Origin of the sequence: Paenibacillus sp. MER TA 81-3, from assembly GCF_023713585.1 — a bacterium.
GTDB classification, from domain to species: domain Bacteria; phylum Bacillota; class Bacilli; order Paenibacillales; family Paenibacillaceae; genus Paenibacillus_B; species Paenibacillus_B profundus.
This window is the reverse complement of sequence record NZ_JAMAWB010000027.1, coordinates 35,563-51,855: the sequence shown is the minus strand read 5'-3', so window position 1 is coordinate 51,855 and position 16,293 is coordinate 35,563. Positions and strand designations below refer to the sequence as shown.

The window sequence follows — 16,293 nt, the reverse complement described above, 5'->3', positions numbered from 1 at the left end:
TGGCTTGTATTAATCTATTGGTGACTGGAGGATAAATCAACCATTTAGGGAGGAAGAATCATTGGAATCTTCAACCGGTACACAGCTCCATATTAATAATGCCGTGCAACAAATTGTAGCTGACAACGCATGCGTGTCTGGGTCCAGCTTCACGAATGTCGCAGCGGAGAATCTTACCCTTGACAACGTGACATTGGCAGGCACCAAAATTATGGATGCCAATTTAAGCGACTTGGAAATTGACGGCGCGCAAATCGGGGGAGCTTACATTCACAACATCGGCATGCCTCGAGAAGGACACCCCGCTTATGAACCAGGTGCCGAGCAGCGGCCGGTTCGATTTGAGATGTGTCATCTGAACAATAGCACCTTTGACAACTGCCAACTAGTGAATGTCGAGCTTCGGAACTGCAACATTTCGGGCTTGAAGATTAACGGGATTGACATTGAAGCACTACTGAATATGCATAGCAATCCATCATAATGCCCTTTTTGTTCACCACCTAACAATAGGTGGTGATTTTTGATTTTTAACTTGTAGTCGTTGCGGACTAGGTGTGTCCCGTTTGCGATATAGATGGTCTTTTGAGGAGGGGAGCAGCGTTGACGAATGAAACATCCCCAAGCGAAGATTATTTTGGGAGAATGAACAGGCAAGCGCAACGCGGGAAGAGCGTATTGAGAACGATCATCTTTTCGAATTGTCTCCTGTTGACTATCTTTATTTATCTGAGCTTCAAGTATGGAGCTTCGCCGCAATCCGTCATCGGTTCGATTAATACGATTGTCATTTGTGTATTGCTATATATGGGAAAAGAATGGGCAAAGTGGCTATTTGTATGTATGAGCTTTTTCCAAGCAGGGATGATTATATATTCAAAGCACGAAATATTGAAACATTCCTTGTTCAGGTTAAAATAATCCGTCCAGGGGCAGACACTCCTCATTGAGAATGATAATATTTCTCAATGAGGAGGGGTAGAGATGAGTCAACGTTTACCGGGATTCCCTTCAATGATTCATTCCGTGTTCGTCTATTACGGAATGAATGGCGCAAGCAGAAGGAGCAGCCAGCAGGTCAAGCATACCCTTATACAAGAAGCATATAACCTTGGTTGTATACATGAGGTACGGATACAAGAAATTCCTTGTTCGCGAACTAATATTCAAGGATGCACCGTCAGAATAGAGCCTGAAGGGACGTTCTATCATCAGGTGACGCCGGAGATGGCAATCGATATTATGCAGCGGCTCATGGCGGGACGTAGCAGTGAACGAGCGGAGGATGACGAGGACGAATTCCCGTGTCCGCCGGTCATTTTAGATTTTTGGGATTTCAGCAGCACGCTTTCGCTATTATTGAGATATTGGAATAAATGAGCAAGTCGTAAGATGGGTGGAGAATTGACCGTTTCCTAATCAAGAAGGGCGGTCTTTTTGCCTTCTTCACCTATCGGACTAGAGAGCGTGGATAGGCTGTGTTAGAAGAAAAGTTTATGAAGTACATCCTTGGGAACCATTAGAAGGATTGTTTATAAAAAGTTAGTGATTTTTGTTGGAATAGGTGCTATAAGTTGAAGAAGTAAACAAAAAGGACCAGCAGACGGGCAATGTCATTAAGTTTAGCTCAAAGACAAGAGCCGAAAACATAGGAATCTGAAACGGCATGGGAAAAGACCCTGTGCCGTTTCTTTTTTTGTATCCAAGCAAGGAAAAAAGCGTACAGCAAATAAAGCGGAGGGAAGATCCGCTTAAAAAAGTGTTCATATGAAACGAATTATGCTACTCTATAGACGAAGCTAACAACTGATTTGTAGCGTATTTTGCGTGTATTCTGCTGCCCTGGGCGAATGGGTCGAATCGGCAAAATGTTTTTGCGAATCAGCGCTTCAACATCGGGCGGGGGTTCATCGTGCCGTGAGCGCAGGAAATGTCTACAAACGTGAACGGCAACCGTGAAGTTGACTTGGTATGGGTACCGTGTATCCATTTGGGAAATGACGACGTGTAAGGTCATCATTTCAGCGAAATTGTACATGATCATTCTTGCGAAAATCTCTTGGGTGATGGACTCTCGTCTCTTTGCGTGAAAATTCGTCAGACCGACAGTGTACTTTAATGCCCTGAAAGAGGTTTCAATGCCCCATCGCCTGTTATAAATCGACTTGATTTCATCGGGTGGGAAATCAGCGGCAGAAAGATTCGTAATGACGGTCTCATAAGCGCCATGAGGCAGGACGAAACGAACAACCCAAAAGGAAATCGGGTAAAACAAGTTCTCATGCAAATCCAAAAAATCAAATGTAGACGTGGAAGGAACGAACTTGTAAATCTCGGGATTAGCCTTGACCTCTTTGGTTTGTTTTTTGGTGAGTGTCAGATGAACGTCCCTATCAAAACTCTCCGCTAGAGGGCAAACGCAAGCCCGAAAGAATACCATTGGAATCCAAATCCTTTACCCGCATGACATAGTTCCACCCTTTGCGTTCAAGATGCGCGAAATTGTTGTAACTTCATAACCTCTATCGGCAATAACCATGGTTTTGCCCTTGATGGGAGAACGGTCAACCATAGCAGCCAGCGCCCTTCCCTCGTTGCACAACCTTCGTGGTTGAACAATGGCATCCACGTACAGTCTGTTGCACAAGTCATAGGCAGCGTTCAAATGCAGAAGGTTATAGCCTTTCGTGTCGGTCGACTATTAATAATTATTTTATAAGTATAGGTAGCCAAGTAAGAGTGACAGATTCCGACAATTATGAAGAGTTGTACGAAACTGCTGGAGCTTGGGAATGTGGAATAGCTATTGCGGGTTTAGTTGTGACCACTGCCATACCAATCGCTAAGATTGTGAAAATAGGCAAATTAGTTAAAAGTTTGGGTGGCGTTGTTGAAGCCGCTAAAACAATTTGGGGAGCTTCGTTTGCAAGTGAGAAATGGAAAGCTTTAGGATCAGCTGCTAAAGATTTGGTTGCTGAATTGGCAGGAATCACAGCTGTTAGCAAAGCTTGCTTTTGATTTAGGATAAATTTATATTCTTCACAATTAAGAGCACTTTGGACCAAGCTGGGGGAGATCTTTTCCCACAAATTGCTCCACAAGTGCTCTATTCTTACTTAATTTTGAGGAAAATAGGAGGAGCCTTATGGACAACTCAATTTATTTAATAATATTCTTGCTATTAGCACTTATTTTTTCTGCCATTACCAATTTTTATAATTATAAGAAGTTGAACTCATTAGAGGAAGCACTATATGAGTCATATAGAAATAACAGTGAAGTTAAATCTTTTATTGAAAAGGATTTAAAGGGAAAATCAGAAGTAGAATCAATAAAAAGAGTCAGAACTAAGTATGGTTTATCTATTGGATATGCAAAAAAAATAATTGATTTATATAGAAGAAGCGAGTGAAGGGGTACCGCCGACATAAAACCCACGCTAAGAAGTTTTGTATCTATTAGTCATGCGGTTCCGTTGTCAGAAAAAATAAAGTTTTAGACTAACGCGTGGTACAATCATGTGCAGTTGCTGTGCGTTCCTGGTACGCTGGCCAGTGATGCACAGTGTGCACCATAAAAAAACAAAAAAGACCCCGAAAGGATAGCAGACGGGTCCTTTTTTCTTTTGATGAATTATCAACATTATTGTTTAACAGAGCCTTGCAATAAAAAAATGACTACTTAATCGAAAAAATCGAAGGTTAGGTTCCGCTTTGGGATATAATAACAATTACGGATGTTTTATGATACAATCAAGAAAAAGATAACGGAGGGAGAGGCAATGAGCATTGGTATTGTTGGAACATCATTAATTATGCTGTCCTTTCTACTGGTTTACAGTCTAATCATTGTATTTGGGGTTGCGTTCTTATTTAGGAAAAGCCCCGCTGTAAGGAATTATGTTCTCTTAGGAATAGCGTCCATTGGACTTCTGATGTCATATTATTATTCTTTATTTGGCTCTGTGGATACAAGCACTCAGTCAATACTTTTAACGGTTGCATTTATTGTGCTTGTCTATAGGCAAAGAAAACTAAAAAGAACGAACAAATAGAAGAACGCGGAAAATTCACATGCATCATAATAGCAGTCTAAATACGTTGTCATTATAAAGACGTATCTAGGCTGCTTTGTTCGTTTCGCAAAATGGCACTTGGTTGGCCCAATCAGGCTATGAGTTAGTCTATACCTATGGCTTTGAGCGCTATGATCACCGCTTTCTGGGCGCGGCGCATCCTCATTCAGAGCTTGATAATTTCATACCGATTACATGCTGATGGTATCCGCCCTTGCCATATTGGCCACCCGAACTTGAATGGGGAAGATGACAGCGGCAGCACATTAGAGCCCCTGTATAAATCGTATTGACAAAGCGGCAAGGCAGGAGTATTATTTATGCATGTTCAATTTGAACAAACGTTCAAAACAATTGTTCAAAAAATATACTCCTATGCTGCTTGGATCTAAGAGAAGATAAGGTCAGGAGGGCTTCAATGAAACAGGATGAAAAAGATGTAAAAATGAAGATTTTGGATGCAGCGAAGGTGTTGTTTGCCCGCAAAGGCTTCGAGGGGACGACCGTGCGGCAAATTTGCGACGAGGCTGGAGTGGCGTTGGCGCTGGTGTCGTATCATTTCGGGGGCAAAGAGAATGTATTCTATGCCTTGTTTGATGCATTCGCGCCGGACTTTTTGAATACCGAATACGAATTGGAAAATCCCGAGAAGGATTTGCGCGCCTTTATCGGCGAGTTCGTGCGCTTGCGTATGGCGGAGCCGGAGCTTATCAACTTGCTGCAGCAGGAAATCATCATGCAGAGTCCCAGAATGGAAAAGCTGCAGCGATACTTGTTCGCGCTATGGATGCAGCTTCGCCGTATTTTGGAAGCAGGAAGGGAAAAAGGTTGCTTTGACTTTGAATCATTGAAACATACGTTGCACTTTATCATCGGTTCGTTGATTTTTACTAGAATAGCTCCATCTATAGATGACATATTCGAGTCGGCGGATATGCAAGGCAAAGAGGAAAGTGTAGAGGCTGTAGCCGCTTATACGACCCGCTTTATAGTGAACGGCTTGAAGTGAGGGAACGAATGTTTACAACAAGATATATTGAAATGGGGGACAAAAAATGAGCAGCTCCATTCTTATTTTGTTTTTGTTTGCAATCACTATACATAATTTAGAAGAAGCCGTTTGGTTAATACGACAGTCATTAAAAGCAACTAAAGTAAAAATGCATGCCCCTGTTAAACAGGATCAGTTTTTATTCGGATTATTTGTAGTTACTGCATTAGCGTATTTGATAACCGTTTTATATATTTTTTATCCTTCGAATGTGATATTGAAGTATGCTTACTTCGGGTTTTTGGGTTCAATGATATTTAATATTATTTTCCCTCATTTGATTTCGACGATTATTGAACGGTGTTATTCACCTGGATTGTTGACAGGAATAGGTGTCATTATTCCTACGAATCTATTAATTTTAAAAGCTGGTTTTGATACAAATACGATAACAGTAACAAATTTTATAGTGGGTACGATATGTGTTGGAGTGATTTTATTATCAACCATCCCTTTATATTTTAAAATAGGGAAAAAACTGATAACGTATTAAAGTATTTGAATAAAATTAATGTAGTTAAATATAAGTGCGTGTTCAAAAAGGTCGGTTTTCAGCACCGAGAAGGTTACTGGAACTCGAAGCGTATGCTTCCGAAGTGAGTTTTGCATTGCAAAACTTGTAAGGAGCAGCACAGTGTAGACGGGACTACATGAGCAGCGGACTTCGAGAGTGAATGCAAGATTCGATGCCGAGTTACTTCCTGAGTGACTTCGTGATCAAAAGCGGACTTTTTGAACAACCTCTATAAGTGCGATTAAATAAAAATCAGTTTACATTTGGGCAGTCCCATGTATAATCGGAAACAAAGAAGCGGCGTTTACGGTGTTGTCGACCGGAAATAACACCGCTTTTTTTGTTGTTGATTAGGGGCAGGTGCAAATGGCATGAAAGTATGGCGCAAACGAACTCCTATGTATGTGTATCGAAAGATGATCATCGTGTTTCTCATCCTCGTCATGCCCATCTACGGTATAAGTCTCGTCTTTAATTGGACAAGCATGAACCATCTTCGCGATAAAGCCGAGCGTTCTTTGGCGAAAAATGTTTCCTCTTATACGAACCAATTGAATGAACAAATCTCGTTTATCCGCAATTTGCAATTGCAGCTTATCCACAACTCCGATCTGCAAAGTCTTGCATTCTATGCAGCCAATCTATGCTTGGAACGATCGCATCTTGTTCATCATGACAGGGAACCGAGGCAGCATCGTTTCATATTTGGAGCTGTCAAAAGAGAAGCTGGCGGAGACGATATCTTACAGGCTCGTATCAAAGAGCAGGTGTATTTATGATTGATGATGCATCGCGAATCGTCGTGCAATCACAGTCTGATCTGGCGGATGTGACGGCGCTCATGAAGGGACTTCCCAAGCTGGAAGAGATGGATGCCGATTATATCAGTGGTGCGGGTGAGATCAACGATATTCTGGTGCAACTGTCGGTCCAGCGCATCCATTCGTTGTCTCTGCGTGATGAGCCTACAGCTTTCGGAACTGAAGCAGCTGCAATCGCAAATCAATCCGCATTTCCTCTATAACAGCTTTTATAATCTGTACCGGATGAGCAAAGCCGGAGATTCGAATACTGTGGCCGTATTGGCACAGAAGCTCGGGAGCTACTATCAATATGTAACCCGTGATGGTGCCAGTGAAGTATCGCTGATGCAGGAGTATCGGCATGCGATGGTGTATGCGGACATCCAATCCATTCGCTTTAGCAATCGCATCCAAGTCGTAACGGAGCAGCCCCCTCCTGAATTGGAGCACGTATTTATTCCGCGTTTGGTGCTGCAGCCTGTTTTGGAAAATGCGTTCGAACACGCGTTAGAGCAGCAGCTCGCCGGAGGTACCTTATTTATTTCTTTCGACATCGGGGCGGAAGCGCTGTATGTCGTGGTTGAGGATAACGGGATAATCTGACTGACCGTCAGCTGGAGCAGATGCAGAACCGCTTGGATCACGCGGGACAGCAACCGGAGACGACCGGGCTGCTGAATGTACACCGGCGTTTGATTCTTCATTTCGGTGAGCAGAGCGGTCTGCGCGTCGGGCGAAGTGAGCACGGTGGTCTCGCCGTGCGTTTAATGATTCCTTGTCGTCCCGAACAAATGGGTAGCGGCAAACAAATACTCGGGGGGAGAATCATGTATCGGTTATTGATCGTTGATGATGAACCAGCCATTGTAGAGGGCTTGGCTCTGTTATTCAGTGAAGTATTCGAGCCGATTATGTTCATGGGGAACGGACCGTGGTTCGTGTCCATTCTCGTCGGTTCCGAAGTGTGGAAGGGAATGGGCTACAACATGATTATTTTTTTGGCGGCCATAACGGGCATCAATCAAAACTTATATGAAGCTGCCGAAGTGGACGGAGCCGGAAAATGGAAGCAAATGTGCAATATAACGCTGCCAGGCATGGCACCGATAATTATTTTGCTCGCGACGTTAAGCATCGGCGGCATCCTGAATGCCGGCTTCGATCAGATTCTCATTCTGTACAATCCGACGGTGTACAAATATGCGGATGTCATCGACACGTTCGTGTAACGTCTCGGTCTGTTCGATATGCAATTCTCGCCTGCGGCGGCCATGGGCCTGTTCAAATCGGCCATCTCGCTCCTTCTGGTCTCGGTGTCCTATTATATGGCGTATCGGTTCAGCAACTATCGGATTTTCTAATCGGGAAGAGGGGAGTGAGCGCGAATGCACTACAAATCATCCTTGGGACGCAAGACCTTTTTTCAACGCCGTAAATTTTAGCTTCGTTACACTCATCGGCGTGTTGCCGTTTATTCATTTACTGGCTATCTCGTTAAGCTCCAATTCGGCGGCGATGGCAGTGGAAGTGAAGCTGTGGTCCGTTGGGTTCACGACGGAAGCGTATCAATATTTATCGCAAAAGGCAGAATTTCTGAATCCAATCTGGGTATCGGTGAAGCGGGTGACGATCGGGACGCTGTTGAATATGCTGCTTGTCTTCTTAACTGCCTATCCGCTGTCGAAAGAGAACCGTCAATTCAAGTTCCGCACCGTATATGTCTGGTTCTTCGCCATTACGATGTTCTTCGGCGGCGGTCTTATCCCGACCTATATGGTCGTGAAAGATACCGGGCTCATCGATACGAGCTGGACGCTCATTCTCCCGGGAGCGCTGAACGTCTGGAATGCCGTCATGATGCTGAACTTCTTTCGCGGCGTACCACACGATCTGGAAGAGGCGGCTTTTATCAATGGCGCTAGCCATTGGGATTCATTGTGGCGCATCTATTTGCCGGTGTCTTTGCCGGCAATTGCTACCATCGGATTGTTCACGGTCGTCGGACATTGGAATTCGTGGTTTGACGGAATTCTGTACATGAATTCACCGGATAATTATCCGCTGCTTCGAACGGCCCAGATCTTCTTGGGGGCGCTGCCGATTATGCTGGTCTATCCGTTCTTGCAGCGCTTTTTCGTGAAAGGGATTCGCCTCTGACAACGCTTTCAATTCCATGGGGCGTCCAACTGCAAGTATGTGTTTTGTTGGTCGTTCATCCGCAGCACATAGCTGACTTCATCCGCTGTCACTTTGTACGTATCGTTCGTGCAGCCTCCTTGTAAAGGCTCGTAACGGATATGGTACGCATCCTTCCAGAGGTCGATCTCGTTAATCAGCTGTTTGACAGACTTGGGCATAGGGAACCCTCCATCGGTTAAATAAGTATGGATCGTGGTGTTCTATTCTTATGCTGCAGTAGCTTGCATCATGAATGTACTATAGCTTAGGGACAGACCAGTAAACTCATTAGCGTGTGCCTTTGTCATAATATATATTATGTAAACTAATATTACGATTACTTGCTCGGTAATAGTAAATAATTGTTCTAAGTGAAATTGAAAAGTACATTTTTGTAGTGTGTTCGTATTTCCCGCATCGTGTGTAGATTGCTGTTTGTTCCGTTTTTTCCTGGAATCACTCAAAAATCAACTTTAATAGAGTTCAAAATACCTATTTATATAATTTAATATAAGACTATAGTAGTATAAATGAAGATTATGTTATATACTGGATTTGTAATTACATATTATAACTTTCGTTTTATATTCTAGGAGGAGATAAGATGAAATTGAGCAAATTCGGTTGGTTGTGCTTAGTGTTGACGTTGATTGCAAGCTTGATGCACGCCGCGCCTGCGAACGCCGCGGCAAGCAAATATTCGGGCGGCCTGCTGGACGGAATCGCGCTGCCAACAGGAAGCGCCATAGGACAGCCGGCAGGTAATGCGGTGACGCAACTGACAGACAACAATCCAGCGACTTTATATGAGGTGAATCGAAGCAAGTTGGTCTGGCACACGTTCTCCGCACCGGAGAAAATTTCAGCCATCATTGTTAATAAGTATACCAGCCACGAAGCAATAATCGAGTTTTACGATGCAAACCACAATTTACTGCTTACCTACAAGCCTGTGGTCAATGACGGCGTAGAATCGCTGCCCGATCCGGTCAGTAATGTGACGACGGTGGTACTGAAGACGTCAGGCTCCTTCTCCACGGTTGCAGAGTGGAACGTATTCACTACACCTCCGGTCGCGCCTTCTGTACCAACCATCAATTGGATCCAAGCCGGCGATAAGACGGTAACGCTCGAATGGGGCTCGACAGGGGCGAAAGCGTATCATGTCAAGCGGGCAACGTCACCCGGCGGACCGTACGCTTTGCTAGCTCCCAATGTGAAGGGCACGGCTTATACGGACAAGGCCGTAAGCAACGGCGTTATGTATTACTATGTTGTAAGCGCGGTCAACGAAGCGGGAGAGAGCGGCCATTCAGGCGAGAGGAGCATTAAGCCGGATGCCACCAAATATACGGGCGGGCTGCTGGACGGGCTTACGTTGAAAGCGGGAGCGTCTTTAGCTAATCCGACGGAAAACGTACGGCTGCTGACAGACAACAATCCGTCGACTGCATATGAGGTGAATCGAAGCAAGTTGGTCTGGCACACGTTCTCCGCGCCGACGGAAATTTCAGCCGTCATTGTTAATAAGTACACCGGCCATGAAGCAATGATCGAGTTTTACGATGCGAACAACAATTTGCTGCTTACCCACAAGCCTGTGGTCAATGACGGCGTAGAATCGCTGCCCGATCCGGTCAGTAATGTGACGACGGTGGTACTAAAGACGTCAGGCTCCTTCTCCACGGTTGCAGAGTGGAATCTATTCACTACGCCTTCGGTTGCGCCTTCTGTACCAACCATCAATTGGATACAGGCCGGCGATAAGACGGTAACGCTCGAATGGGTATCGACCGGTGCGAAATCGTACCATGTCAAGCGGGCAACATCTCCCGGCGGACCGTACGCCCTGCTCGCATCGAATGTGAAGGGCACGGCTTATACGGATAAGGCCGTAAGCAACGGCGTTATGTATTACTATGTCGTAAGCGCAGTTAACGAAGCAGGCGAGAGCGCCCATTCCGGCGAGAAGAGCATTAAGCCGAACGCTACCAAGTATACGGGCGGTCTGCTGGACGGACTCACGTTGAAAGCAGGAGCTTCTTTGGCTAATCCGACGGAAAATGTGCGGCTGCTGACAGACAACAATCCGTCGACTGCATATGAGGTGAATCGAAGCAAGTTGGTCTGGCACACGTTCTCCGCACCGGCAGAAATATCAGGCGTCATTGTCAATAAGTATACCGGCCATGATGCAGTGGTCGAGTTTTACGACGCGAACCACAATTTACTGCTTTCCTATAAGCCAGTCACCAACGACAGTGTCGAATCGCTGCCTGCACCTATTGCAGACGTGGCAACGGTGGTACTGAAGACGACAGGCTCCTTTTCGACGGTGGCGGAGTGGAACGTATTTGGCAAAGTAACTGCTGAGCCACCTGCAGAGAACATTCTTTTGACTGGAACTGCAGGGGATGCGAGAGCGATGTTGAGTTGGAATATGGTACATGCTGCAACCGGATACAATGTGAAACGTTCCGATACCACAGGCGGTTCCTATACGACAATTGCGACCGTTACTTCGAGCACTTATTCATATATCGATACCAATGTCGTTAACGGGAAGATTTATTATTATGTCGTGACGGCTTTGCACGAAGCAGGGGAGAGCGCGAATTCGAACGAAGTTGCCGTCATGCCGAAGGCCGGAGACAATCCAGGCCCGGAACCTGGTGAACCGGGAACACCGGGAGAACGGGCTCTGCTCCGGATTACGCTGGTAAACGGGGCGGAGAAAGAATACGACTTGTCCATGACGGAAGTGAACGCATTCATAAGCTGGTATGAAGGCCGGGCTGGCGGAACGGGACCAATCACGTTCTCTATCGATAAGCACGGCAACAATAAAGGTCCGTTCAAGCAACGCAAAGATGTCATTATCTATGATAAAATTATTACCTTTGAAATTAACTCGTACGATAAAGGCGCCAACGGCAGCCTAAATCCTGCCGAATCGCATTAATGAACGAAGCCGCGGCTGAAAATGCCGCGGCTTTCCTTTTGTTGTTTGGAAACACCTCCAATTGACTTGATATTGTTAGTTGCTCCTTCTTTATACTTCTCCATCGTTAAATCATCTTTTATTTTCAGTCATTTCTCAGAATATGCTCAGCTAACATTCAGTTTATCCTAATGTGCAATTCAGGTAAGGAGCCTAAACTTGGTGTTGTAAGCAGGAAACAAAAATAAACCGAAAAGGTGGAAGACAACTATGAAACCAATTAGTAAAAAAATTGCTACAGGCACAATGATCGCGGCTTTTGTTATCGGAGTCGGAGCTGTTCAAAATTATGTGCTCGCCGAGTCAGCATCGGATGCAACCAACAGCACCTCCGTTCAACAACTGAAAGCAGACCGGCATGCGCAGGATGGCAAAGGACGCGGCGGCTTCGGCGAAAAAGGCGGGCGTCATGGCAATGTGGTAAAAGAAACGGCTACGATACTCAATGTCGATGAAGCTTCCATCACGGCTAGTCTCAAAGAAGGCAAAACGTTAGTGGAAGTTGCCGAAGCGAGCGGGTTAAGCAAAGAGGACTACCTGCAAAAGCTTATTGTTGCCGAGACTGAAACCATTAACGCCGAGGTGACCGGAGGCAAGGTGACACAGGAACAAGCGGACAAAATTCTGTCCAGTCTGTCTGAGCGGCTGACGAAGCAAATTGAAGGTACGGGTCCTGTTACCGGACATGAAGGAAAACGTGGCGGTCATGGCGGTATGGGAATCGGCAACCCTGAAGTGTTGACACAAATTATGGGTATTACTCAAGAAGAACTGAGAACTGAACTGAAAGCCGATAAATCGATTCTTGATATTGCAACAGCCAAAGGTATCAGCGAGGATGACCTTATCAGCAAGCTCAAGGATGGTATGACCGATTCCATCAAGAAATTCGTAGAAAGCAAAGGTGGTGTTAAGCATAAGGCCCCAGGTGGAGACACCTCTGCAGATGCGGCTGCTTCAGCTACGAATTCATGAAGAGACGCTGCCCGTTGCCGGGCGGCGTTTTCATTTTATTGACAAATGTATGAGCGATAGTTAAGTTTAAATGGACGTTATAGCGACAAGCAGACAGACTGCGTCGTTTAAAGTGATGATGAGCGATGGAAATTAATAAACTTAGAGTTGTAAACGAAGCTCGGCATTTCATGGTCTGATGAAGATTCTGCGCAATTAAAGGAACGAGGAATTAACTTCATTGAGGATTAAAACGAAGGGGGAAATCAGCAAGCTGAATTTTTCCAATGGAGGTTGTATTATTGATGAAGCAAACAGTTATATGGAAGCGGTTGAACGGCTTTGGGATGGAGTACTGCAATATTTCCTTTGAAACGTCATTAACTATAGAAGGCAAAGTAATAAGTGGCGAAAACAATGAAAAATCTTTTATTGACTATACAGTCAAGTGCGATCAAGAGGGAAACACCAGTGAAGTGATTCTGAGCGTCCAGAATGAAAACAGCAGACAAACACTGCAAGTGCTGCGGGACATTAACAACCGTTGGACTTTGAACGGGAACGAGATGCAAAAGCTATCGGGACTTAAAGATATTGATATCGGCGTAACGCCTTCAACTAATGTATTGCCAATTAAACGCCTAAATTTAGCGGTAGGAGAGTCGGCTACGGTTACGGCAGCTTGGATTCGTTTTCCGCACTTAGAAATTCAGCCTCTTGAGCAATCATACGAACGAATTAATAATAACACGTATATTTATAAGTCAATCAAAAGCGGATATACAGCTCGCTTAGAAGTGGATTCGAATGGAGTAGTAGTAGAATATGAAAAAGAATGGTTGAGAATTTAAATAAAAGCCGCTCAATCCCTTTCATTGGGATGAGCGGCTTTTGCATATTTGGGACTGTAGGATGGCGCTTCAGCCACTTCGCCGAGCCTTGCAAAATTGCTGGAATCGGAATCTAAGCAGGATGTTCGTGCAAAGGCAGCCTTTATGGCGGACGAGTCTGCCGGGATTTTTCTACAAGTTTTCCAGCAAATAAAAATAAATATCTGGGAGGAAGATGGATAATGAGGAGTGAGTTCAAAATGAAACGCATATATGATCCCGAAGTCATCGACGGTGTCCGCGTGTTGGTGGATCGAGTATGGCTAGGGGGATAGACGCGGGTAAATAATCAACTGCACTAATAATATACATGTCTTTTCTTTGTTTACAAAAAAAACTAATTAGAGTATGATATCCCTGTTTAATCGATTTCATTTTTTGCTATAACAGACTCTCTTAAACGCGAAATTATAGTTTATGTAAACGGGCTAGGCATAACATTAAAATGTGCTACCATCTTCTTGGTAAAGATTTTAATTTTACTTTGTGAGGAAAGAGGGAATGGAATGCAGGTTAATCGCGCTTTGCAAAAGAAGTGTTATCGAACGCTCCCCATGTTATTAGCGTTTATGTTGTTATTCTCTAATATGGCCTTTGCAAGCGAGACGAAAGAACAGGCAGCGGCGGCTAGCACAGAGATTGTGGCGAAATGGGAATTCAAGAACATGAAGAACGACCCCGGCGTGTTCTACGCTGCATCTGGACTGTATAAAGATTCCTCTACGCTTGTTCAAGAGGTTGGGGGGAACTCCAGAAAGGGCTTTACGTTTGAGGAAAGCGAGAAAAGCATCCGTTACCAAGGCTGGGACAATGGAAAAGGCAACAAAGCGTGGGTTGCCACTCTCTCGACAAAGGGCTTGGAGCATATTACTTTATTTTCGCAACAGAAGTCGTCAAGCACAGGGCCTCGTGATTTTAAGGTTCAAATCAGCACAGACTTGGCCAATTGGAAGGATGTTAACAACGGTGCGCTGGTGCTTGGCACGGACTACAAAGCTGCCGGCTCATTGTCGGATGCTGCGCTCCCAAGCGATGCCGATGATCAGGAACGGCTATATATCCGCTGGGTCGTGAACTCGAATGCAAGAGTATCAGGCAGTGGCTCGATAGGCGAGACCGGTTCAAGCAGAATAAAGGATGTCATTGTCAAAGGCATGCAAAAAACGAACACTTCCCAGAAAGTGCCCCAATTATTAAATATGACGCTCAATGGAAATCCCAAAACAAGCACGGCATTTGCATGGTACACGCCGAAAGACATCACAGGCACGAAGCTGCAGGTTGTTGAAGCCTCCGAGGTGGTGAACGGTATATTTCCTGAAGCCAAAGCGGTTACATATACCGGGAGTTCCACGATTATCGAGACATTTATGGTAAAAAACGATCGGGCTTCCAAGAAAAAGACAAAATTTGCAAGTCATAAGGTCGTAGCCAATAATCTCAAGCCGGGTACGGCATACAAATACCGTGCAGGCAACGGGGATGCGGATGGATGGAGTCCTATCGGTTCGTTCACCACCGATCAAGCGGCTAATAAGGATTTCCACTTTATTGTAGGCTCGGATTCGCAAGCCTCCAGCAAATCCACATTCGAGCTGTGGCAAGACACGTTCCGCAGAGCGATCGATCATATTGGCGATCCGAAGTTCTTTATTTTAACCGGGGACTTGGTGGATAATGGCGATTTGGAGTCTCAATGGCAGTGGTTTCTAGGCATTCCGCAAAATGAATTTGCCCATGTTCCTTTCGTGCCCGTACTTGGCGGTCATGAAGTGAAAGATTACGACGGTGATGAGACAACAGAAAATAATAATTTTTACAACCACTTTAACTTGCCCAAAGACGTAGTTCAAGGCACTCATGATGGATCCGTATATGCTTTTGAATATGGCGACGCGCTCTTTATGCAATTTAACTCTCAGTTCGAGGGCGGACTCAATAAAAAAGGCGAATTGGAGTGGGCGGATCCTGAATTCAATGCCCAATTGGACTGGATGAGGAATCAAGTCGCGAAGACCGATAAGAAGTGGAAATTCGTATCCTTTCATAAAGGTCCGTATTCGGCAGGCGACAATGCAGGGCAGTGGGAAGACGGTCGCATCCAATTTTATAAAAAATACTTGGTCCCTGTATTCGATGAAATGGGCATAGATATGGTGTTCGAAGCGCATGACCACATGTACATGAGATCCTATCAAATGCTGAACGATAAGCCCATCAAAAATGTTGTAAAAGATAAAGATGGCCATGTTGTCGATCCGAAAGGCACCGTGTATCTGATGACAAACTCCGTGGGTGGAAAATTCTACGAGAAATATCCAGGGTATGATGATTATTTTGCGGCCATTAACGCTCAACCTTTCAAAAAAATGTTCACGGACGTTTCGATCTCCAAAGACGTTCTGAAATTTACCTCTTATACCGCGGCCAAGGGCGAGGGCTTAAAAAAATACGACGAGTACAGCATCAAGAGAACGGACGATAAGCCTGCCAAGGTCGAGCAGGTCAAAATCAAAGTCGAGAACGGAAAAGCGGTTATTTCATGGAACTCCCCTTCTGGCGCCTCGGAGCCTGTCAGAGGATTCAGGATTTATGAGCAAGATGATAAGGTGGGCAAAAATTGGAGTCTGTATATCCCGGCAGTCGCAGGTCAAGCCGAGTATAAATATACATTGAAGAACGTTGATTCAAGCAAAAGCTATCATTTTGTCATCAAAGCGGCCGGAGTGAGAAACAATTCGGATCCTGTCCATGTCAGCAATGCTGCCATGGGGCCGGCGCATATAGAGACACCTGCAGAAATCCCTCACGCGCAATAAGGAGCGTA

Annotated in this window: 16 protein-coding genes and 1 pseudogene; 15 read left to right on the top strand and 2 right to left on the bottom strand. The window is 45.0% G+C overall.

The window, feature by feature from the left end:
- The first annotated feature begins 61 nt into the window (after positions 1-61).
- Together M3650_RS27340 and M3650_RS27335 are read left to right on the top strand one after the other, a co-directional pair.
- Complete coding sequence (locus M3650_RS27340; RefSeq protein WP_019420509.1) at positions 62-484, top strand: pentapeptide repeat-containing protein; 423 nt, start codon at positions 62-64, stop codon at positions 482-484.
- A 500-nt stretch (positions 485-984) separates the two neighbouring features.
- Complete coding sequence (locus M3650_RS27335) at positions 985-1,380, top strand: (2Fe-2S) ferredoxin domain-containing protein (RefSeq protein ID WP_251579349.1); 396 nt, start codon at positions 985-987, stop codon at positions 1,378-1,380.
- Between the two features lie 397 nt (positions 1,381-1,777).
- Here M3650_RS27335 and M3650_RS27330 read toward each other — a convergent pair whose 3' ends face one another.
- Positions 1,778-2,440 carry a transposase gene (locus tag M3650_RS27330; protein ID WP_251579347.1) on the bottom strand — a complete coding sequence of 221 codons (663 nt, stop codon included), beginning with the start codon at positions 2,438-2,440 and terminating at the stop codon, positions 1,778-1,780.
- Positions 2,441-2,739: 299 nt separating this feature from the next.
- On the opposite strand from M3650_RS27330, the gene M3650_RS27325 reads away from it, so the two are divergent.
- The 9 genes and pseudogenes from M3650_RS27325 to M3650_RS27285 all read left to right on the top strand — a co-directional run bounded on the left by M3650_RS27325 (position 2,740) and on the right by M3650_RS27285 (position 8,600).
- A complete protein-coding gene (locus M3650_RS27325; protein ID WP_251579345.1) occupies positions 2,740-3,018 on the top strand; it encodes a hypothetical protein in 279 nt (92 codons plus the stop codon).
- A gap of 127 nt (positions 3,019-3,145) precedes the next feature.
- Positions 3,146-3,412 carry a hypothetical protein gene (locus tag M3650_RS27320; protein WP_251579343.1) on the top strand — a complete coding sequence of 89 codons (267 nt, stop codon included), beginning with the start codon at positions 3,146-3,148 and terminating at the stop codon, positions 3,410-3,412.
- 1,081 nt (positions 3,413-4,493) lie between these two features.
- Complete coding sequence (locus M3650_RS27315; protein WP_251579342.1) at positions 4,494-5,084, top strand: TetR/AcrR family transcriptional regulator; 591 nt, start codon at positions 4,494-4,496, stop codon at positions 5,082-5,084.
- Between the two features lie 46 nt (positions 5,085-5,130).
- The gene (locus tag M3650_RS27310; RefSeq protein WP_019420503.1) at positions 5,131-5,619 is read left to right on the top strand and encodes an HXXEE domain-containing protein; all 489 of its coding nucleotides are present in this window, start codon (positions 5,131-5,133) and stop codon (positions 5,617-5,619) included.
- A 392-nt stretch (positions 5,620-6,011) separates the two neighbouring features.
- Positions 6,012-6,419, top strand: coding sequence for a hypothetical protein (locus M3650_RS27305; protein ID WP_251579340.1), 408 nt, complete (start codon positions 6,012-6,014; stop codon positions 6,417-6,419).
- Positions 6,416-6,664 (top strand): hypothetical protein, encoded by a 249-nt coding sequence (locus M3650_RS27300; protein ID WP_251579338.1) that lies wholly within the window; start codon positions 6,416-6,418, stop codon positions 6,662-6,664. The genes M3650_RS27305 and M3650_RS27300 overlap by 4 nt, the downstream gene beginning before the upstream one ends.
- Complete coding sequence (locus M3650_RS27295) at positions 6,600-7,046, top strand: sensor histidine kinase (protein ID WP_251579336.1); 447 nt, start codon at positions 6,600-6,602, stop codon at positions 7,044-7,046. The genes M3650_RS27300 and M3650_RS27295 overlap by 65 nt, the downstream gene beginning before the upstream one ends.
- 20 nt (positions 7,047-7,066) lie before the next feature.
- A pseudogene (locus M3650_RS27290) lies at positions 7,067-7,804 on the top strand (ABC transporter permease subunit).
- Between the two features lie 100 nt (positions 7,805-7,904).
- The gene (locus M3650_RS27285; protein ID WP_311295147.1) at positions 7,905-8,600 is read left to right on the top strand and encodes a carbohydrate ABC transporter permease; all 696 of its coding nucleotides are present in this window, start codon (positions 7,905-7,907) and stop codon (positions 8,598-8,600) included.
- Between the two features lie 8 nt (positions 8,601-8,608).
- Here M3650_RS27285 and M3650_RS27280 read toward each other — a convergent pair whose 3' ends face one another.
- Complete coding sequence (locus M3650_RS27280) at positions 8,609-8,800, bottom strand: hypothetical protein (RefSeq protein WP_251579334.1); 192 nt, start codon at positions 8,798-8,800, stop codon at positions 8,609-8,611.
- Positions 8,801-9,225: 425 nt separating this feature from the next.
- On the opposite strand from M3650_RS27280, the gene M3650_RS27275 reads away from it, so the two are divergent.
- From M3650_RS27275 to M3650_RS27260, 4 genes are all read left to right on the top strand, one after another.
- On the top strand, positions 9,226-11,583 hold the full coding sequence (locus tag M3650_RS27275; protein ID WP_251579332.1) for a fibronectin type III domain-containing protein: 2,358 nt from the start codon (positions 9,226-9,228) through the stop codon (positions 11,581-11,583).
- Between the two features lie 249 nt (positions 11,584-11,832).
- Positions 11,833-12,597 carry a hypothetical protein gene (locus tag M3650_RS27270; RefSeq protein WP_251579330.1) on the top strand — a complete coding sequence of 255 codons (765 nt, stop codon included), beginning with the start codon at positions 11,833-11,835 and terminating at the stop codon, positions 12,595-12,597.
- A gap of 284 nt (positions 12,598-12,881) precedes the next feature.
- On the top strand, positions 12,882-13,427 hold the full coding sequence (locus M3650_RS27265; protein ID WP_251579328.1) for a putative glycolipid-binding domain-containing protein: 546 nt from the start codon (positions 12,882-12,884) through the stop codon (positions 13,425-13,427).
- Between the two features lie 545 nt (positions 13,428-13,972).
- Entirely contained in the window at positions 13,973-16,285 is a 2,313-nt protein-coding gene (locus M3650_RS27260; protein WP_251579326.1) for a fibronectin type III domain-containing protein, read from the top strand.
- Positions 16,286-16,293: the final 8 nt, after the last annotated feature.